At 33.2% G+C, this 19,983-nt stretch carries 21 protein-coding genes and 2 tRNA genes; 14 read left to right on the top strand and 9 right to left on the bottom strand.

The window, feature by feature from the left end; translation table 11 throughout:
• Positions 1-499 precede the first annotated feature (499 nt).
• The 3 genes from Q9Q97_RS14695 (at position 500) to Q9Q97_RS14685 (ending at position 2,543) form a co-directional block, all read left to right on the top strand.
• Positions 500-1,063 (top strand): Crp/Fnr family transcriptional regulator, encoded by a 564-nt coding sequence (locus Q9Q97_RS14695; protein WP_306158380.1) that lies wholly within the window; start codon positions 500-502, stop codon positions 1,061-1,063.
• Positions 1,064-1,127: 64 nt separating this feature from the next.
• Complete coding sequence (lpxA, locus tag Q9Q97_RS14690) at positions 1,128-1,823, top strand: acyl-ACP--UDP-N-acetylglucosamine O-acyltransferase (RefSeq protein ID WP_306158378.1); 696 nt, start codon at positions 1,128-1,130, stop codon at positions 1,821-1,823.
• A 126-nt stretch (positions 1,824-1,949) separates the two neighbouring features.
• Positions 1,950-2,543 carry a YdeI family protein gene (locus Q9Q97_RS14685; RefSeq protein WP_306158375.1) on the top strand — a complete coding sequence of 198 codons (594 nt, stop codon included), beginning with the start codon at positions 1,950-1,952 and terminating at the stop codon, positions 2,541-2,543.
• A gap of 62 nt (positions 2,544-2,605) precedes the next feature.
• On the opposite strand, the gene Q9Q97_RS14680 is transcribed toward Q9Q97_RS14685, so the two are convergent.
• On the bottom strand, positions 2,606-3,496 hold the full coding sequence (locus tag Q9Q97_RS14680; RefSeq protein WP_306158373.1) for a DMT family transporter: 891 nt from the start codon (positions 3,494-3,496) through the stop codon (positions 2,606-2,608).
• Between the two features lie 347 nt (positions 3,497-3,843).
• On the opposite strand from Q9Q97_RS14680, the gene Q9Q97_RS14675 reads away from it, so the two are divergent.
• Together Q9Q97_RS14675 and Q9Q97_RS14670 are read left to right on the top strand one after the other, a co-directional pair.
• Positions 3,844-4,944: an acyltransferase gene (locus Q9Q97_RS14675; protein WP_306158371.1), complete on the top strand. Its 1,101-nt coding sequence runs from the start codon at positions 3,844-3,846 to the stop codon at positions 4,942-4,944.
• Positions 4,945-5,108: 164 nt separating this feature from the next.
• A complete protein-coding gene (locus tag Q9Q97_RS14670) occupies positions 5,109-6,164 on the top strand; it encodes a hypothetical protein (protein ID WP_306158369.1) in 1,056 nt (351 codons plus the stop codon).
• Between the two features lie 66 nt (positions 6,165-6,230).
• On the opposite strand, the gene Q9Q97_RS14665 is transcribed toward Q9Q97_RS14670, so the two are convergent.
• On the bottom strand, positions 6,231-6,362 hold the full coding sequence (locus Q9Q97_RS14665; protein WP_306158367.1) for an SDR family NAD(P)-dependent oxidoreductase: 132 nt from the start codon (positions 6,360-6,362) through the stop codon (positions 6,231-6,233).
• 107 nt (positions 6,363-6,469) lie between these two features.
• Between Q9Q97_RS14665 and Q9Q97_RS14660 the strand changes: the two genes are divergently transcribed.
• Positions 6,470-6,832, top strand: coding sequence for a MerR family transcriptional regulator (locus Q9Q97_RS14660; RefSeq protein ID WP_306158365.1), 363 nt, complete (start codon positions 6,470-6,472; stop codon positions 6,830-6,832).
• Positions 6,833-6,841: 9 nt separating this feature from the next.
• On the opposite strand, the gene Q9Q97_RS14655 is transcribed toward Q9Q97_RS14660, so the two are convergent.
• Positions 6,842-7,741, bottom strand: a complete 900-nt coding sequence (locus Q9Q97_RS14655) for a S9 family peptidase (protein ID WP_306158363.1) — start codon at positions 7,739-7,741, stop codon at positions 6,842-6,844.
• A 275-nt stretch (positions 7,742-8,016) separates the two neighbouring features.
• Here Q9Q97_RS14655 and Q9Q97_RS14650 point away from each other — a divergent pair, with 275 nt between their 5' ends.
• Positions 8,017-8,631: a hypothetical protein gene (locus Q9Q97_RS14650; RefSeq protein ID WP_306158361.1), complete on the top strand. Its 615-nt coding sequence runs from the start codon at positions 8,017-8,019 to the stop codon at positions 8,629-8,631.
• A gap of 45 nt (positions 8,632-8,676) precedes the next feature.
• On the opposite strand, the gene Q9Q97_RS14645 is transcribed toward Q9Q97_RS14650, so the two are convergent.
• The 3 genes from Q9Q97_RS14645 to Q9Q97_RS14635 form a co-directional block, all read right to left on the bottom strand.
• Positions 8,677-8,751, bottom strand: a tRNA-Val gene (locus tag Q9Q97_RS14645).
• Between the two features lie 156 nt (positions 8,752-8,907).
• Positions 8,908-8,982: transfer RNA gene (locus tag Q9Q97_RS14640), tRNA-Val, on the bottom strand.
• Between the two features lie 178 nt (positions 8,983-9,160).
• Positions 9,161-10,387, bottom strand: a complete 1,227-nt coding sequence (locus Q9Q97_RS14635) for a folylpolyglutamate synthase/dihydrofolate synthase family protein (protein WP_306158359.1) — start codon at positions 10,385-10,387, stop codon at positions 9,161-9,163.
• A gap of 130 nt (positions 10,388-10,517) precedes the next feature.
• Between Q9Q97_RS14635 and Q9Q97_RS14630 the strand changes: the two genes are divergently transcribed.
• Together Q9Q97_RS14630 and Q9Q97_RS14625 are read left to right on the top strand one after the other, a co-directional pair.
• Positions 10,518-11,213 (top strand): MotA/TolQ/ExbB proton channel family protein, encoded by a 696-nt coding sequence (locus Q9Q97_RS14630; protein WP_306158357.1) that lies wholly within the window; start codon positions 10,518-10,520, stop codon positions 11,211-11,213.
• Positions 11,214-11,216: 3 nt separating this feature from the next.
• Positions 11,217-11,612: a biopolymer transporter ExbD gene (locus Q9Q97_RS14625; protein WP_008464192.1), complete on the top strand. Its 396-nt coding sequence runs from the start codon at positions 11,217-11,219 to the stop codon at positions 11,610-11,612.
• Between the two features lie 381 nt (positions 11,613-11,993).
• Here the strand turns inward: Q9Q97_RS14625 and Q9Q97_RS14620 are convergent, their stop codons facing one another.
• The 3 genes from Q9Q97_RS14620 to Q9Q97_RS14610 all read right to left on the bottom strand — a co-directional run bounded on the left by Q9Q97_RS14620 (position 11,994) and on the right by Q9Q97_RS14610 (position 15,506).
• Positions 11,994-12,893, bottom strand: coding sequence for an energy transducer TonB (locus tag Q9Q97_RS14620; protein ID WP_306158352.1), 900 nt, complete (start codon positions 12,891-12,893; stop codon positions 11,994-11,996).
• Between the two features lie 668 nt (positions 12,894-13,561).
• Positions 13,562-14,788: a Glu/Leu/Phe/Val dehydrogenase dimerization domain-containing protein gene (locus Q9Q97_RS14615; protein ID WP_306158350.1), complete on the bottom strand. Its 1,227-nt coding sequence runs from the start codon at positions 14,786-14,788 to the stop codon at positions 13,562-13,564.
• 142 nt (positions 14,789-14,930) lie between these two features.
• Entirely contained in the window at positions 14,931-15,506 is a 576-nt protein-coding gene (locus Q9Q97_RS14610) for a chalcone isomerase family protein (protein WP_306158349.1), read from the bottom strand.
• A 491-nt stretch (positions 15,507-15,997) separates the two neighbouring features.
• Between Q9Q97_RS14610 and Q9Q97_RS14605 the strand changes: the two genes are divergently transcribed.
• The 5 genes from Q9Q97_RS14605 (at position 15,998) to Q9Q97_RS14585 (ending at position 19,972) form a co-directional block, all read left to right on the top strand.
• Positions 15,998-17,140, top strand: a complete 1,143-nt coding sequence (locus Q9Q97_RS14605; protein ID WP_306158347.1) for an acyl-CoA dehydrogenase — start codon at positions 15,998-16,000, stop codon at positions 17,138-17,140.
• 137 nt (positions 17,141-17,277) lie between these two features.
• Positions 17,278-18,255, top strand: coding sequence for a M20/M25/M40 family metallo-hydrolase (locus tag Q9Q97_RS14600; protein WP_306158345.1), 978 nt, complete (start codon positions 17,278-17,280; stop codon positions 18,253-18,255).
• 35 nt (positions 18,256-18,290) lie between these two features.
• Positions 18,291-18,968, top strand: coding sequence for an SDR family oxidoreductase (locus Q9Q97_RS14595; RefSeq protein ID WP_306158343.1), 678 nt, complete (start codon positions 18,291-18,293; stop codon positions 18,966-18,968).
• A 23-nt stretch (positions 18,969-18,991) separates the two neighbouring features.
• The gene (locus Q9Q97_RS14590; RefSeq protein ID WP_306158342.1) at positions 18,992-19,360 is read left to right on the top strand and encodes a four helix bundle protein; all 369 of its coding nucleotides are present in this window, start codon (positions 18,992-18,994) and stop codon (positions 19,358-19,360) included.
• A 12-nt stretch (positions 19,361-19,372) separates the two neighbouring features.
• Positions 19,373-19,972, top strand: a complete 600-nt coding sequence (locus tag Q9Q97_RS14585; protein WP_306158340.1) for a SprT-like domain-containing protein — start codon at positions 19,373-19,375, stop codon at positions 19,970-19,972.
• Positions 19,973-19,983 lie beyond the last annotated feature (11 nt).

Genomic DNA, 19,983 nt, shown 5'->3' with positions numbered 1-19,983 from the left:
GTTAAGCCCGCCTGCGCAGATGGTACTGCAGTTATGTGGGAGAGTATGTCGTCGCCTTTCTTTTGAAAACCCTATCCAAACGGATAGGGTTTTCTGTTTTATAACCGTTTTTGGAAATATCTCCCTGTTCTGAAATCCGGAAAATTAGACCTTATTTAATGCCGTGCTGTAGGGATGGGAGCGGCAGCTCCCGATTTAGAAAAACAAGGCTTTTTAGCCGCAGTTTTTGCTAATCGGGAATACAGCGGACAGCCCGACCCGTAGGGGAACGCCATAATTATAATTAGAGCGGTTTCGTGTTGCTGTTTCTTTGAGCTAATTTACGCTTTGTAATGAATTAATTTTTATCAGCAGGCTTCATCTTTGTCTTTTTGTAGATTGATCTTTAAAATGGGTGAAATTCGTGGGAAATGGTAAATTGATTATGTGGTTTGCTAAGTGGATTTAGTTTTTCTCTTAATTAAAGTTTATTTTTGATTATTATGAAATTTAAAAATAGATGGAAGAGCTAGTTCATATTATAAATAGTTTTCAAGAATTAGATTTAGAAACTGAACATGTTATTAAAAGAAGTTTTGTTGAAGAAACTTTTAATAAGGGAGAATTTCTTGCAGAAGAAGGTAAGATCTGTGCTAAAATTTATTTTATAAAATCTGGTGCGGTTAGAAGATTTTGCATTGAAGATGGAGCAGAAGTCACCAAATGGATTTATACAGATAATCAATTTGTGACTTCAATGAGCAGTTTTTTTGAGCAAAAACCTTCATTTGAGAACTTTCAAACTTGTGAAGAAACAATTGTGTATTCGTTGTCTTATTCTGATGAACAGGCTTTGTTAGAATATCCGTTATTTGTAAAGTTTCATATTAAACAGCTTCGGCATTATCTTTCTAAAATAAATGAGTTCAATCATTTATTCCGTTTAATGACTGCAGAGAAAAAATACCTGTTTCTCTTAGAGTCATTTCCCCAAATTATTAAAAAGGCCAAATTAAAGTATATCGCTTCATTAATTGGTGTTAGTCAAGAGACTTTGAGCCGAATTCGGGCATCAATTATTTGATATTAGGTCAATAAAAAGTATTTCAACTTTTCCAATTTTTGCAGTTCATTAAAAACTTAAAAAATTGAAAGATATTTTTATTCATAAAAATGCTATTCTTGGAAATAACATTTGCATAGGAAACGGTGTTACTATTGAAGAGGATGTTTGGATTGGGAATAATACACAAATAGGAAATCATGTATCTATTTTAAGAGGTTCAAGAATTGGTGAAAATTGTCAGATCCATTCTAGTGCGGTTTTAGGCGGGATTCCTCAAGATTTGAAGTATAAGGATGAATATACCCTTCTGGAGATTGGAGACAATAATATTATAAGAGAGTTTGTGACTATTAACAAAGGAACAATTTCGAAAGGTAAAACACATATTGGCAATTCTAATCTGATTATGTCGAATGCCCATATCGGCCATGATTGTGTAATAGGCAATAATGCTATTATTGGATTTAGTGTTGGGATGGCTGGTGAAGTAGTTGTTCAAGATTGGGCCAATATAAGTGGCTTGACTGCTATACATCAATTCTCCGTTATAGGTGAACACGCTATGGTAAGTGGTTTAAGTCGAGTAGTGAAAGATATTCCGCCTTATATTATTGTGGCACATGAACCTCTAAGATTTACGGGATTAAATACAGTAGGTTTAAAAAGGAGAGGATTTGTATCTGCTAAGATTGATGAACTTAGAGCAATTTACAGGGTTTTATTTCAAGAGAAGCGGAACACTAAATTTGCTTTGGAACTTATTGAAAACGAATTTTAACGAACTTTTGAAAGAGACAAAATCATAAACTTTGTTAGAGGTTCTGAAAGAGGAATTCTGAAAGGTTTTGAATTTTAATTGACGGATTTATTATCTTTATTAAACTAATTTTTAATAAAGTTGTTTATGACAAAATATAGTGGAAATTCTAAAGTTGATTTTTATTTTGAAAAAGCAGAAAAATGGAGGTCAGAAATAGAAGAGATGCGAGATATTGTTTTAGACTGCCATTTGTCTGAAGAGTTAAAATGGGGATGTCCGTGTTATACTTTTGAAAATGCAAACATCGTATTAATTCATACTTTCAAAGAATATTGCGCTTTTCTGTTTTTTAAGGGGGCTTTAATGAAAGATCCAGATGAAATATTGATTCAGCAGTCAGATAATGTTCAAGCGGCTCGACAGGTTCGATTTACCAATGCTGAAGATATTGTAGCGAAGAAAGAAATTTTGAAAAAGTATATTTTTGAAGCAGCTGAAATTGAAAAGTCAGGACAGAAAGTGGAATTGAAAAAAGTTTCAGAATTTGAGATTGCAGAAGAACTCCAGAATAAGTTTGATGCCGATCTAAATTTTAAAGAAGCTTTTTATGCTTTAACTCCTGGAAGACAGCGAGCGTATTTGCTTCATTTTTCTCAACCAAAGCAATCTAAAACAAGAGAAGCTAGAGTAGAAAAAAATATTCCAAGAATTTTAGATGGAAAAGGATTGAATGATTGATAGATTTAGAAATAAAAACAAAAAACTCCTTTTGTGAAAAAGGAGTTTTTTGTTTTTATATTCTAAGAGATTTGCTGTTTGATGATGTTTTTCTTTCGAATAGAAATTATAGACTGCAATAAAACAGATGTCATAACTAGACTTATTCCAATATAAAAAGAGAAATTGACTGATTGTCCTTCGTTAAAAAATAAAAAGGCTAATATTATTGAATAGATCGGCTCTAGGTTGAAGGTTAGATTTATGGTAAACGCTTGAATCTTTTTAAGTGATTCTGCAAACATTACATAAAGCGCAACAGTACAACAAGAAGCTAAAATCAATAAATAGAAAATGTCTTGTAAGCTTGGAATAAAGGTCTGATCTGGAAAATTGTAAAAATAGAATGGCAGAGCGAGCCCTAAAACTACAGTTCCGCCGAGCATTTGATAAAAATTAATGAGTTTGCTGTCGTAGAATTGCACTAATCTTTCGTTATAAATAGTGTACAAAGCGGCAAAAGCAGAAGAAATTACTCCGAGTAAAATGCCCAGCTGATAAGAAGAATCAAAATGGAAAATTAAGCTTATGCCCAATAAAGTAAGCATGCTAAGCAAAACTTGAACAAGATTGAATCTTTTTTTATTGAGAATAGGTTCGAAAAAAGCGGTAAAAAAGCTTGTTAGACAATAACACACAACTCCGATTGATATGTTTGAATATTTAATGCTGGCATAGAAAAAAATCCAGTGAATGGTAATAAGTATGCCGGCTTTAGAAATTTTTGCTGCTTCAGAAAATGACTTCAGCATTTTAATATTGTATACTTTTAAAATAAAAAATAGAATAATAGAAGCAAATAATACTCTATACCAAACTAAGGTAATTTCGTTAAGAGAAATAAGTTTTCCGAAAACGCCAGTAAAACCAGCGAGTAAAACTGCAGTATGCAGTATCAAATAAGATTTTTTCATAAGAGGTTGTTACCCTTTTTTGGAGGATATGATTTGAATATTAATAATGTGAATTGAGGTAAAGACACAATGAATCGGACTGAAGAGATTCAGTCAAGTGTCAATACTAAAGAAGTAGTATTAATTTTCTGGTGGTGAAAGACAACCTGCTACGTGCATACTAAATTTGAATTTTAGCAAACTTATAAAAATGTGAGGGAATGAAAAAGTTTAAAAAGTTATATAAATGTGAAACTTCAAAAATTTAGCAGCTGAATTAAATGAATCTTATTTTGATTTAAATATTAATTTGTGGAACTTGCATCGATACCAGATCAACTTAATTTATTACGAAATATTACAATTTAATGAATACCAGTCCGTCATCTTCAGCAATTCTTGAGACAAAACAGCATTTTGAAATTTTAGACGGTTTGCGTGGCATCGCAGCTTTTGCTGTTGTTGTGTTTCATTTTATGGAATGGATATTTATCGACCCAAGCCAAAATTTTATCGGACACGGATTTTTAGCTGTCGACTTTTTCTTTTGTCTTTCGGGATTCGTAATCGGATATGCTTATGATGATCGTATTGCCAAAATGGGTCTTCGTAATTTTTTTATAGCAAGAATTATTAGATTACATCCGTTGGTTATAGCGGGATCAATCTTAGGATTGTTGGCCTTTTTATTTGATCCGTTTGGCGGACATTTGGAATTGTATAGTACTGGAAAAATTATTTTGACCTTTATCTGTTCCCTATTTCTCATTCCGTTTCCAGTTATTGCAGATCGTTCCTTCAATTTATTTAGTTTTAATGCGCCGGCGTGGTCGCTGTTTTGGGAATATGTTGCCAATATTTTGTATGCATTGGTGCTTTGCAGAATGAGAAAAAATTACGTAATGATTTTTACTTTACTTTCTGCAGCAGCTATTTGTTATGTAGGATATAGTTCTGGTAATTTGGTAGGAGGATGGAGCGGACCCACTTTTTGGGATGGCTTTGCTAGAATATCGTATTCTTTTTTGGCGGGATTGCTTATTTACCGATCAAATTGGATTATCAAAAATAAACTTGGATTCGGCGGATTAACTATTTTATTGCTTTTGGCTTTTATTATGCCGTCTTCAGAATTTAATTGGCTGACAGAACCTTTGGTTGTATTGCTTTATTTTCCGTTGCTGGTTTCTCTTGGGGCGGGAGCTGTGTTGAAACCAGGTTTGGAAAAATTTTGTGTATTTTCAGGAAAAATTTCCTATCCACTATATATGACGCATTATGCCGTTTTGTGGATGTTTGGAAATTATTATACCAATTACAAACCCGATACCACTCAACTGACTTTAATTGTAGTGACTTCAGTTGTTTTACTTGTCGGTTTTGCTTATTTAGTTATGGTGTTTTACGATATTCCGTTAAGAGATTATTTGAACAGGAAGCGAAAAGAAAAGCTTTCAGCAAAATCATAATTCAAAAATAAAACTCCATTAGCAATAATGGAGTTTTATTTTTTTGGAGCAATTTATATATTTTGAGTACAATTCATCATGTTAAAATGACAATTCGGTCTATAAAAATTGATTATTTTATTTGAGAAAAATACTTTTACATCAAAATAAATATAACCAGAACTATGAAGAAAATTTTAAAAATCGCCAAAATTACATTTATTACCCTTTTAAGTATTGTTTTAGTTTTTATTGCTTATTTGTACATCAGCAGTAAAATATTTTTGGAATCTAAAAATGATGACAATATCAGTTATTTGTCAAAAAATAATAGTGAGATTTCAGGTTCTATAAATGAAAAATTATTTGATGCCGATTTTTATAAATCACGAGTTTTCTTGCTGGGAGAAATTCACGGTTATGCCGATAATCAAACTGTAGATAAAGAGATGCTTTTCTTTTTGAATAAGAAAATTGGCGTGAAATATTATATTGCCGAAATGGATAGTTTGACGGCGAAAAAATTAAATGTCTTTTTGGGCGAAAAGCAAAAGAATAAAACAGCTTTAAAAGAAGTTGTTGAAAACATAAAAAGAAGAATTCCACAGCAATCGAGTCAAGAATTATTTGACAAATGGAGCGCAATTTATGACTATAATCAAAGCTTAGCTGATTCCTTAAAAATTAAAGTTATCGGAATTGATAAAAATTTTGATGATGAATCAAAAGGTTCTAGAGATGTTGCTATGGTAAGTAATTTTAAGAATACATTAAAAAAGCAGCATCTTGAAAATGAAAAATTCTACGGGCTTTTCGGATATTTTCATACACTTCAAAAGAAAACAGAATCTGGAAGAGAAACATTTGCTCAAGGAATAAAAGGTTCTGGGATTAAAGTAACAAGTTTTGTGAGTTATACTATAGATAGCGAAATGTATTTGCCGAAAAATCCTCAATTTCCAACTCCAGAAAACGAAAAAGTCGATTGGTTGAATGCTGATGGCCCGTTAATGCTGGTAAAAGGAATTAATGATTTGAAAGAATTGAGCAAGCCTGAGACTATTACACTTTTTAAACTTGATGGAAAAGATTCTCCTTATTTAAAATCACAAAACTTGGTAAATGTAAAATCAAGAGTTTTTGGCGAAAATGTAGTTCCTGTTGAAGGATCTTCGGTAACAGATTATTTTCAATATGTATTCTTGCTGAGGAATTCTAAAGCTTTAACGAAATTGAAATAAAGAAAAAATATATAGATATAAAAAAAGAGACTTTTCTAAGTCTCTTTTTTTATGAAAAATTTTGCATCAGACAGTTGCCGCTTTTTCTTTATTTCGACCATGTACAATAATAGTATGGCCTTGTTTTGCTAATTCTGTTGCGGTAATTTTTCCGAATCCATCTGTACTTCCTGTAATTAGAATTATTTTTGCGTTCATTTCTAATGTTTTAAATCTTGAAATGCAAAATTAATTTCTATATTTGTAACTCGTAAGTATAGACTATGCTCTATACTTTTTTGTTTTATGTTAAAAAGAATAAAGCTATGCTGGTAAACGAATTATCGAAGAAAACGGGACTGTCAATTCATACTATTAGATACTATGAGAATTTAGGAATGATTGAAGGAGTTACTAATGAAAAGGTAAAATCAAATAATTACAAACATTATAATGATAATGTAGTTGAACGTTTAGAAATTATTATTGAAGCGAAAGAAGTTGGTTTTACTTTAGCAGAAATAAAAAAGATCTTGACGGCTTGGTTCGAAAGCACTGATTCGAAACCAGAAACATTGGAGCTTTTTCAATCGAAAATAAAAGAGATTGATAATAAAATAAAACACTTCAAACAAACTAGAAAACTTCTTGAGAAAGTTTGCGAAAAACTAGAGAATGATGACTTTTAGTTATTAAGGTTAGTTAGAATTTTTGAATTTTTTGTTATTAAAAGTCTTCTGCATTATCCATTGAACTGAAATATCGAAAGGCGTTGTGTCTTTATCAGAAACGGTATTATGCCCTAGATTAGAAAATAAAGTATACTCAAAAGGTTTGCCTTGGGATTTCATTTTATTTAATTCTTCAATGCACAACTTTACGGGTATCTGAATATCTTTTTCTCCAAAAAGCCAAAGTCCAGGAATGGAAAGCGTATTTAGTGAAATTTTAGGGTCGGTCTCAACAAACTGATATTTGTCGGGATCATTTTTAGTGTGTTCACGCGCGTCCGATTCTGTATGATTTTCCCAGAAATTGTTGTTTCCGTTAGTATAAAACTGAAAGCGAAGCTGTTCTAAAGTTGAAATAGTTGGACAACTAAATAAAACCATAAAATCTATTTTAGGATTATTACTTGCAGCAATTGGAATTATCCATCCCGCTTGACTAAAACCAACTAATCCGATAGGAGTTTTTTTGTTTTTTAAATAGGTTCTAAATGTATTTACTGCCGAATTTGCATCTTGAGCTAATAAATTAAGATTTGCAGGATCAATATTGTTTGTGCCAACAGTTGGTCCTACATACACACCTCCAGATTCACCTACTCCGCGTTTATCATAGGTCAATACAGCAATGCCTTCTTTGGCAAGACGTTTTGCAAACTCCATTTCTCTTTTTACAGGATCGGACCCGTGAACAATTACTGCTGCCGCAAATGCTTTTTCAGGTATTAGAACCGAGCCAGCAAGAGTGATGCCTTGGCTTTCGAACTTTACGTCTTGAATCGTAAAGTCTGTCGATTGAGAAAGTGCAATTTCTGGTAAAGCGATTATTAACAACCAGATAAATATGTTAGAGAAAAAGTTATTGTTCATTTCGGCTTAATGTGAAAATTGATTTTATAAGATTTATAAATTTACTGTTTTTATACAAGAAAAAAATGCTGTTATTGTGAAAGCATAAAAAACTCCTTAATTTGTTAAGTAGTTTTTTTGTGGTCCTTACGAACCTGTTTACGAACCATTTTTTGCAGGATTTGAAGAAAATTTCAATAGAATAATTCCTCTTTTTGAAGATTTGTTATTTATTATACTCGTAAAAATAAATTAGTTAGATTTACTTTTATATTAAAATATTAAAAAGAAGAAAGATGAATGAGCATCACGAAGGGTTTTTGAAAATTTTAGGAGAGTTAAATGAAACTGAAAATAAATTAAAAGCTACTGAAACATATAAAATTGTAGATGAAATTTCCGATTTATATTTAAAAGACGGATTTGGCAAAGCTTATATCAAATTGATTGAAATAGATAAGGAGAAACAACTGATTATTAATAATTACATCGATTTGATTGATATTTATTTTTACGAGAATAAATTATTAATTAAAAACTCAAAGGACAAAGCCATAATTGATTTAATTCAGTCATATTGTGGTGGTTTTAATGATGATGCATTAGATTATCTGGAAAGATTTGCCTATAAAACTTGTGATGAACAACCTTATGCATTGACTATTTTGTTATTGCTAGCCAAAGTTGAAAAAAGACAAGAAGAAACACTTAAAAATGTACGAATGAATTTCAATTCTTTTGATGTTAAAATTCAGAATTTTATTAATGATTATTCTTCTGCTTTATTTACAGATAGAAAAATAAATTTTGTTTCGAGCAATAGAAATCTTCAACAGGATAACATGAAAGTCACAGAGAATATTTCTAGAGAGGAAATATGCGAAAAAAAATGGTGGGAATTCTGGAAATAAAATAAGCATAAAAAAAACTCCTTAATTTCTTAAGGAGTTTTTCTGTGGGCGATGAGGGGTTCGAACCCCCGACCCCCTCGGTGTAAACGAGGTGCTCTGAACCAGCTGAGCTAATCGCCCTATTTTACTAGGTTGCTATCGTTTGTGATTGCGAGTGCAAATATACACTAGTTTTTGAGTTCTGCAAAGAAAATTTAACTTTTGTGAGTTTTAAATATTCTTGTTAGTCTTTTTATCTAAAAGAAAAACTCCTTAATTGCTTAAGGAGTTTTTTTGTGGGCGATGAGGGGTTCGAACCCCCGACCCCCTCGGTGTAAACGAGGTGCTCTGAACCAGCTGAGCTAATCGCCCTATTTTACTAGGTTGCTATCGTTTGTGATTGCGAGTGCAAATATACGCTTGTTTTCGAGTCCTGCAAAGAAAAAGGAATAAAAAATAAAACTTTTTTAAAAATAATCTATATCTATTTGTTTATGAATTTGTTATTAAAATGAAATTTTTGAAGTTTTTTCTAAATTCAAAATACATTTTAACCCAAAGGCAATTCTGCAACTACAAAAGTGCTTCCGCCAGCGTAAATGAAATCATTTTCTGAAGCATTTTTTTTCGCTTCCGCGAAAGCGCTGGCAACAGAATCGTATTTTTCTCCGATTAAATCGTGTTTTTTAGCTTCGCTTTGTAAAATTTCTGTGCTTAATCCGCGAGAAGAATCAGGTCTGCAGAAATAATATTGCGCTTCTTTTGGAAACAAAGGTAGAATTGAATCCAAATCTTTGTCATTGACAACGCCTAAAACAATATGCAGGTTTTCGAATTTCTCATTTTTAAGCTGATTCATCACAACAGATAATCCGTGTTTATTGTGCGCCGTATCGCAGATAATTTTTGGGTTTTCGCCCAATTGCTGCCATCTTCCCTGCAGACCAGTATTTTTTACCACATTCAATAAGCCTTCTTTCAGCTGTTCGGTCGAAACTTTAAAATCGGTTTCATTGTTTAAAATCGAAATCGTCTGCTGAACCGTTTTTTTATTATGAAACTGATAATCGCCAATCAAATCAGATAAATAAATCTGGTCAATCAAGTCTGAAGCAAAAGAAATCGGCGCGCTGTTCTCTTCGGCTTTAGCCAAAAAAACAGGTTTCGTTTCTTCTGTATATTCGCCAATAACAACCGGAATATTCGGTTTAATAATTCCAGCTTTTTCACCCGCAATTGCTTCCAATGTATTGCCTAAAAACTGAGTATGATCCAAACCAATATTTGTAATTACAGAGACCAAAGGCGTAATAATATTCGTTGCGTCCAATCTTCCGCCAAGTCCAACTTCAATAATCGCGATATCGACTTTTTCTGAAGCGAAATAATCAAACGCCAAACCAACCGTCATTTCGAAGAAACTCATATCATTTGCTTCAAAAAAAGATTTGTGTTTGGCAATAAATTCAATTACAAATTCTTCTGAGATTTCCTGACCGTTTATTTTGATTCTTTCTCTAAAATCTTTCAGATGCGGAGAAGTATACAAACCCACTTTGTAACCCGCTTCTTGAAGAACCGACGAAAGCATGTGCGAAGTAGAACCTTTTCCGTTCGTTCCCGCAACGTGAATGCATCTCAGCTCGTTTTGCGGATTATCAAGATGAGCAGCCAATACTCTAATATTAGTTAAATCTTCTTTATACGCAGAAGCACCTTGCAATTGGTACATTGGAAGCTGATTAAACATCCAATTGGTCGTCTCTTGATAGTTCATTTGTTTAGATAAAATGGTTGTCGATTGAAATAAATTTCGATTTTTGTAGTTTAATATTACAGCGAAAATTATCTTTATTGCAAATTTCAAATATTTTTTAGAATTAATTATTAAAAACCAGAATTAATATATGTTTAGTTTTATTCAGTTACAAACAGATACAATCGCAAATGCTTCAAATGTAGTGGTCGAAAAGATTGCAGAGCCACAAAATGAAATTTCAATGTTTGGATTCATTATGAAAGGGGGAGTTTTCTTAATTCCAATTGCGATTCTATTGTTTTACACTATTTATTTAATTTTTGAACGTTATATGTACATTAACCGCGCGTCAAAAATTGACAGCAGATTAATGCAAGATATTGGCGAAAAATTACATTCTGGAAATATCGAATTGGCGCGAACAATTGTAGAAAGAAATAATACTGCAGCTGGAAATATTTTAAAAGAAGGCGTTCTAGTAATTGGAAGACCAATTTCTGAAATTGAGGCCAATATGGATCGTGCTGCCGATATCGAAATTGGCGAAATGGAAAGACATTTAGGCCACCTCGGACTTATTGCAGGTATTGCGCCAACATTAGGTTTCATCGGGACAATTTCTGGGGTTATTAAGATTTTCTACAGCATTTCGGTTACAGAAAATATTAGTATCGGAAATATCTCTGGAGGTTTATACGAAAAAATGATCAGTTCTGGTTCTGGATTAATTGTGGGTATTATTGCTTATAGCGCTTACCACTTATTAAACGGAAAGATTGATAATTTTGCTTTAAAAATTCAGAAACAGATTTTAGAATTTGTCAATATAATTCAAAGAGCATAAGCCATGTCTATTAAGAGAAAAAGAAGATTTCACGCCGAAGTTGCGACTTCATCTTTGAGCGACATTATGTTTTTCCTGCTGTTGTTTTTCTTAATTATTTCAACACTGGCAAATCCGAATGTGATTAAGATGACGTTGCCAAAAGCTAAAGCGAATGAAAAAACCAATAAACAACTAATCAGTTTATCGGTTACAGAAGATAAAAAGTTCTATATCGACAAACAGGAAGTAGATTTTGAAAATCTAGAAACCAGTTTGATGTCCAAAATAGGAACCGATAAAGAACAAACTGTTGTTGTTCGAATTCCGTTTAACCTTCAAGTACAAGATCTAGTAGATGTTTTACAAATAGGAGTGAAGAACAATTTGAAGTTTGTCATTGCTACAAGTCCTAAGTAAAATAATTAGGGCGTGACCACAATAAAGAAAATGGGCCAATCAGCATAACGTTGATTCGCCCATTTTCTTTATTGCGGTCGGGCTATCCATGCTACTTCGGTAGCTCATTCCTATCCCTCACGCAAGTAAACTACATAAAATTTCAATTTTTTAAATTCGAAATCGTATTTTCCGTATAGTTTGTCATTTCGACGAAGGAGAAATCTTCGCAAGAAACTCTACAAGCAAAATCGCCAATCTTTGTCGAGCTACTCGTGAAGATTTCTCCTTCGTCGAAATGACAAACTGGGTGAAAATAACATAAAAAACGCTTTCTGAAAAAATATCAGAAAGCGTTTTTGATATAAATTGAATTCGTGTAATCCGTGAAATTCGTGTTTTTTAATCCAAACTAAAATTATAAATAATTTTTCCAACTTGTTTAGCTGGAGCGTCACTATCAGATTCCCATTTGGTATTCATGGCTGCAATTCTAGCTTGATCTAGTAAACATTTTGCAGTATTGGTTGTTCCTTTTATTCCGGCAGTTGCGCTAATTGTTTTTCCGTTTTGGTCAACGCTAACTTCAACTACCACTTTTCCTTCTTCGTTACAAGTATATTTTGGTGCAGGTTTAGAAAGAGCTTTTCTATTTCCTAAAGAATAACCAGATCCGCCGCCCGAACCGCCACCGCTTCCAGCGCCGTAACCGCTTCCGGTTCCAATGCCATTTCCGGTTCCGTTACCGCCTCCAGTTCCTCCGCCAGAACCTCCAGATCCGTAATAACCGTTAGAGTTTAAACTTCCGCCAGCTTTTCCCTTATTTCCTGCAGTTTTATCGTCTCCATCGCCACCTTTGTTCGAACCTTTCATAATGCTGGCTAAAGCATCATTTGTTGAGTTAGAAACTTTTGGTTTTTCGGGAACAGGTTTAGGATCTACTTTTACCGGAACAGGTTTCTTTGGTTTTTCTTTTGTCGGAATAACAACATCATTATCAGCAGTTGTGTTTTCCTGAGAGATAATGGCTTCTTCCTCTACAGCTTTTGCAGGTGTTTGTTTCGCATTATTCTTTACATCCAAAACTTCGCTTTTGTAATTGGCGCCAGAACCTAAATCGCTATCTCCAAAATTAATTGTTACACCGCCTCCGCCACCTCCGCCATCGGCAAGAGCAACATTGTTTTCTGGATTATAAGGGGGCCAAAAACGTATAAAAAACAGCAACAGAATAATTGCTGCATATATGGCAGTTGTGATTAGTAACGATTTCTTTTTATCTGAAGAAATAGTGAAACTCATTGAATTCTGAATTTTGAAATGTATTATTTTAAAAACGTTTAAAAGTAGTAAAAATTGTTTAGAACGGAAGTACTGTACTTAATTTTACCGCAAAGACACGCAAAGGTTTTTTGTGCGAGACTTAAATTATTATACCGCAAAGTTCGCTAAGGATACGCAAAGAAACGCAAAGAGTTTTTTATGATATTCAATAAATTGAAAAAGTTCACAAAGCTTTATCTATATAGCTTTGCGAACTTAATATTTAGATCTTGCTGGCGCCCCCAATTAAAAGGACTTAGCGTGCTTTGCGTTAAAAAATTAACCGCAAAGTTCGCAGAGCTACACGCACAAAGCTTTGCGAACTTAATATCTAGATTTTGCTTACTTTCCAAATGAAAATGTCTTAGCGCTCTTTGCGTTAAAAAAAATTAACCGCAAAGTTCGGAGGTTTACGCAAAGAAACGCAAAGTTTTTTCTTAAGTTTGAGTAAATCTTTAGATTAAAGTTTGCTAAGCTATTTTTTTAATCTCGCAAAGTCGCGAAGTCGCAAAGAAAACTTAAAAAAGAAAAACTTTGCAACTTCGCGACTTTGCGAGAAATAAGTTAGCGTTGCTTGCGTAAACCTTAGGTTAATAAAAAACGAGCCAAATACTATTCGGCTCGTTTATATATAAGTATAAAATAGATTACACCAACTGCTTCAATGCAATTTCAAAAGCAGTTGCACTGATATTTGTTTTAGACGAATTTAAAGCATGAGCTTTTACAATCGCATTTTTGATAATTTCTGAAGTATCATTAAAAATAGCCTCGTCTGTCATTTGCACTTTTTTCTCCATGAAGTAAGCAAAAACTCTCGCCATTCCGCAGTTTGAAATAAAGTCAGGAATCAAACTTACTTTGCTGTCAACTTCTTCCATAATAGATCCGAAGAAAATTTCTTTGTCGGCAAAAGGAACATTCGCTCCGCATGAAATAACTTCCAATCCGTTTGCAATTAATTTTTCAATCTGGTCTTGAGTAACCAATCTTGAAGCCGCACAAGGAGTGAAAATTTCAGCACCAATTGTCCAGATTTTAGAATTGATTTCCTCAAACGGAATCATATTATCTGCAACTAATTTGTTTCCATCTTTGTTTAAGAATAAAGTTCTGATTTCTTCAAAAGAAAAACCTTCTTCTTTAATTAATCCGCCATCGCGATCAATAATTCCGATTACTTTTGCACCCATTTCAGCCAAGTAAAAAGCGGCAGCAGAACCCACGTTTCCGAAACCTTGAACGATTGCTTTTTTACCTTGAATGTCTCCGCCGTAAGTTGCGTAGAAATGGCGAACTGCTTCTGCAACACCAAAACCGGTAATCATATCGGCAACAGTATATTTTCTAGTAACGTCTGGTGAGAATTTTGGGTTTTCGATTACTTTAATTACACCCTGACGCAACTGACCAATTCTATTAATTTTGTCGGCTTCCGTCGGTTTAAAATGTCCGTTAAAAACACCTTCCTGCGGATGCCAAACGCCACATTCTTCTGTCATCGGGATTACTTCGTGAATTTCATCAACATTCAAATCGCCGCCTGTACCGTAGTAGCTTTTTAATAAAGGAGAAACCGCTTTGTACCAGCGCTGTAAAACACCTTTTTTGCGAGGATCGTTCGGATCAAAATTTATTCCAGATTTAGCGCCGCCAATAGCAGGGCCTGAAACAGAGAATTTAACTTCCATTGTTTTTGCCAGAGATAAAACTTCATTCATATCTAAGCCTTTTCTCATTCTTGTTCCTCCACCTGCAGCTCCTCCGCGAAGTGAATTAATAACAGTCCACCCTTCGGCTTCTGTTTCGGAATCTTTCCAATTAAAAACAATTTCAGGTGCCTTGTTTTCAAATTGTTGTAATAAATCTTTCATTTTGTTGTGATATGTTTATTTTGCGTAAATGTATAAAATAGAATAATGCGAATAATGTATTTTGCATCAAATTTATAAAACAAAAAAGAAAAGCCGAAAACTATTCCGTTTTCGGCTTTTCGAATATTCAAAAAATTAAGAATTATTGTCCTAATAAATGTTTTTTCAAAGTCTCATCAACTGGTTTGTCAGAAAGCCAGATTCCGAATAATGCTTTTTTGAAATCAAATCCAGGAATTTTACCTTTTAGTACTTCATTTTTAGAAACGTAAACGTTTTGGTCAAAAGGATTGTAAGCTAAAACAAACACATCTTTTTCTGTGATTGCGTCACTTAAAAAACTTTTTAACTGTTCTATTCTAGGACGAAGCTGCTCAAGATTTGCTCCTGCTGATTTCTCAAAACCTGTATTCATAGCTTTCGTCAGTTTGTTAGAAGAAACCATCGAAGACGTGATTTCAATTCTAACGGCCATTTCAGTATCACTGTCTATGATAAATTGAGGATCTTGGGCTAATTGAGATAAATACAGTGCTTGCACATAAACTTCCAACCACATTTTTGATCTTCCGCCCGCACCATTAAGCTGCAATGTTTTTCCTTGAAATTCTATTTTTCTAGGAACACTTACACCATTTACTTCAATTTGAGTTTGAGCAGAAACAGTCGAAAATTGGAAGCTTAACAAGACTGTCAGTAAAAGTAAAATCTTTTTCATATTCTATCAAATTTTTATTTTTAGGGCAAAAATAATAGTAATTTATTAATATTTGGTTCATATTGAGAATGTTTTTTTCTTCAAATTTTGATGTTTAATTTTTGTATTACATTAAAAATCAATTTAGTAAGAGTAAGTTTACGTAGTTTTACTCATTTTAAGAATTGTTTAATTTTTAACAAATTTAGAAAGCAGTATTTTCTTAATTAAAAATAATTTTTAGGTATAATTTGAATCTTAAATTTTAGAAATTTTGTTGTCAAATTCACGCTGTTTTGAAAAAAAAGATAAACAATAACGAAAACGTTATCGTAATCTTTGCTGATCTATTAATTTTGTATGCACGCATTGTAATTTAAACATTTAAAAAGTATCTTTGGAAGCCTTTGCGTTAAAAAAACGAGGCATCTAAAAAACACAAAAACAAAAAATAATCAACTAAAGAAATCTGTTTGAAATCTGGTTGAGAAAAACATTTAAAGTAAACTACTATGGATTTTAATCTTACCGAAGAACATTTAATGATTCAGCAGGCAGCAAGAGATTTTGCTCAAAATGAATTATTGCCGGGAGTTATTGAACGTGACGAAAAACAAATTTTTCCAACTGAGCAAGTCAAAAAAATGGGCGAGCTGGGTTTCATGGGAATGATGGTTGATCCTAAATACGGAGGAAGCGGACTTGATGCTATTTCTTATGTTATTGCAATGGAAGAAATTTCTAAGATTGATGCTTCTGCTTCTGTAGTAATGTCAGTAAACAATTCACTAGTTTGCTGGGGATTACAAGAATACGGAACCGAAGAACAAAAACAAAAATACCTTCCAGGTTTGGCTTCTGGAGAAATTCACGGTGCGTTTTGTTTAAGTGAACCTGAAGCTGGAAGTGATGCGACTTCACAAAAAACAACAGCTATTGATATGGGGGACCATTATTTAGTTAATGGTACAAAAAACTGGATTACAAACGGAAATACAGCTTCTGTATATTTAGTAATTGCACAAACACATCCAGAATTAAAGCACAAAGGAATAAATGCTTTGATTATGACTAAAGATATGCCAGGTTTTTCAGTTGGTCCAAAAGAACAAAAAATGGGAATCCGTGGATCTGATACACATTCTTTAATGTTTTCTGATGTGAAAGTTCCGAAAGAAAATAGAATTGGTGAAGATGGTTTCGGATTTAAATTTGCAATGAAAACTCTTGCAGGAGGAAGAATCGGTATTGCTTCTCAAGCTTTAGGAATTGCTTCTGGAGCTTATGAAATGGCTTTGAAATATTCTAAAGAGCGTAAAGCTTTTGGAACAGAAATTTGCAATCATCAGGCAATTGCTTTCAAATTGGCAGATATGGCTGTAAATATTGAAGCAGCTCGTCATTTATGTATGAAAGCAGCTTGGGATAAAGACAATCATAAAAACTATGATGTGAGTGGTGCAATGGCGAAACTTTTTGCTTCGCAAGTTGCAATGGATACTGCTGTTGAAGCGGTTCAAATTCATGGTGGAAACGGGTATGTAAAAGAATACCATGTAGAACGTTTAATGCGTGATGCCAAAATTACTCAGATTTACGAAGGAACTTCTGAAATTCAGAAAATCGTAATTTCAAGAGCAGTTATTGCTGGATAAAATTAGGTTATAAATAGATTTGAAAACCCTTTTGACTTTTAGTTTGAAGGGTTTTTTTATGAATATTCTATTACTTTTCATAAGTTTATAGTCTAATTAATTTTTATTTTCAATCATCAGTAAAAAACAGAAAAATCATGAGAAAACTATACCTTTTGCTTCCATTTATTTTTTTTGCTTGTAAATCGGGAACTTCAACCATAAAGGAGAGTGAAGTAAAAACAGATTCGAAACCAATACAAGTCAGCTATAAAATAAAAGAAACTGAAATCTCAGATTTTCTAAAATACCTTTCTTCCGATGAATTGGAAGGACGCGAAACCGGAACTCAAGGAATTGAAAAAGCGGCTGTTTTCTTGGAAGACTTTTTAAAGAAAAATAAAATTAAACCTTATTTTAAAACCTATCGAGATACTTTGACCAATTTTGATTCTCCAGCTTTTAATATTGTTGGGGTTATCGAAGGGACAGATCCAGAACTTAAAAAAGAATTCGTGGTATTGAGTGCGCATTATGATCATATTGGTCTAGAGAAAAAAGAGCAGGCTGATAAGATTAATAACGGAGCAAACGATGATGCTTCGGGTGTGACTTCTGTAGCTGCGATGGCAAAATATTTTTCTGAAACTAAAGCAAACAAACGTAGTATACTAGTTGTCTTTTTTGCTGGGGAAGAAAAAGGACTTTTAGGATCTAAAAGTTTGGTTGAGAAATTGAAAAAGCAAAATTTCAATCTTTACACGCAATTGAACATTGAAATGATTGGTGTGCCAATGAAACGAGATTATTTGGCTTATATTACAGGTTTTGATAAATCGAATATGGCGCAAAAAATAAACGAATACACTGGAAAAAACACCATCGGATTTTTGCCAAAAGAAGCAGAATATCAATTATTCTACCGTTCTGATAATTATTCGTTTTTTCAAGCTTTTGGAAAACCATGCCAATCTTTAAGCACTTTCGACTTTGAAAACTTTGATTTCTATCATCATGTTTCAGATGAATTTAAATTAATGGATATTCCTCATATTACTTCATTCACACAAGAATTGTTGCCTGCGGTTACAAGAATTGCAGTTTCGCCAACACAAGAAATAACCATGAATAAATAAGAGGCTGTTTTACAGCATTTGATTATTTTTGCGACATGAAAAATATTATTGTTACCGGAACGAGTAGAGGAATTGGTTATGAATTGGCTTTGCAGTTTGCAAATGCAGGAAATCAGGTTTTAGCCATTTCGAGAAAAATACCACAAACGCTTTTAGAGCATCAAAATATAACTTGTCTGTCTGTTGATTTGGCAGATGAAACGGCTTTAGATCAGGTTGAAAATTTTCTTTCTTCAACTTGGAAAAAAGTAGATGCTGTGGTTCATAATGCTGGGGCTTTACTTTTAAAACCTTTTGCAGAAACAACTCAGGCAGATTTTGAAAGTATTTATAAAGTGAATGTTTTCGCAGTTGCGAATTTAACTCGCATCTGTATTCCGTATTTAGAAAAAGGAAGCCATGTTGTTACGATCAGTTCTATTGGCGGTGTACGCGGAAGTTTGAAGTTTGCTGGATTAGCAGCATACAGTTCGAGCAAAGGAGCCGTAATTACTTTAACAGAATTATTAGCTGAAGAATATAAAGAAAAAGGTATTTCATTTAATGTTCTAGCTTTAGGTTCTGTTCAAACCGAAATGCTAAATGAAGCTTTCCCAGGTTATCAAGCGCCAATTTCTGCTGAAGGAATGGCAACTTATATTTATGATTTTACGCTTAACGGAAATAAATATTTTAACGGAAAAGTGCTTGAAGTTTCTTCAACGAATCCTTAATTATGAATTATGAGTTATGAATTATGAGTGATAGTATTGTGAAAACTAAAAGTTTTGAATTAGCTGTAAGAGGAGTTAATTTTTATAAATGGTTAGTTGCGGAAAGAAAAGAATTCGTAATGAGTAAACAATTTTTACGTTCTGTTACATCAATCGGTGCAAATGTTCGTGAAGCAATAAATGCGCAAAGTAAAGCCGATTTTATCCATAAATTGTCTATTTCTCAAAAAGAATGTGATGAGTCAATGTATTGGCTTGAACTATTAAAAGAAACAGATTATATTTCGAAAACAGAATTTGATTCCATTCATAAACAATGCAACGAAGTGATGAAAATAATTAGAAGTATTATAATTACGTCCAAAAACAAACTCATAACTCATAATTCATAACTTATAATTATTTTGAGCGAAACTCTAGCTAAATACATTCCCGAACATGCAGTCAAGCCCGTTTTTGATTTGATAGTGGCCAATCAGGTGCATTTGAAAATTGTAAACGAGCGTCAGACGCGTCACGGTGATTATAGGCGCGGGCCAAGTGGTAAGCATGAAATAACCGTTAATGCGAGTTTAAATAAATATCGGTTTTTAATCACGCTGATTCATGAAATTGCACATTTGGTTGCTTTTGAAAAGTTTGGGCGAAATATCAAACCGCATGGAAATGAATGGAAATTTACTTTTCAGCGACTAATGGTTCCGTTTATTCGTCCAGAAATTTTTCCTGGACAAATTTTGCCTTTACTGGCAAGGCATTTTAAAAACCCATCGGCAAGCAGTGATACCGATACGACTTTATCTTTGGCTTTAAAACAATATGATAAAGAAAACGATAAGAGTTATGTTTTCGAAATTCCGTACGGAAGTGTTTTTAGAATCAAAAACGGAAAGATTTTTAAGAAACTAGCCGTTCGTACCAAACGTTTCGAATGCATCGAATTAAGCTCAGGGAAAACCTATCTCTTTAATCCGAATGCGGAAGTGGAGCTAATTAAAAATTAGAAATTTCAATT

This window comes from Flavobacterium sp. DG2-3 (assembly GCF_030730925.1).
Lineage (GTDB): Bacteria > Bacteroidota > Bacteroidia > Flavobacteriales > Flavobacteriaceae > Flavobacterium.
Note: the sequence above shows the minus strand (reverse complement) of the source record. Positions and strands in the feature narration are given on the sequence as shown.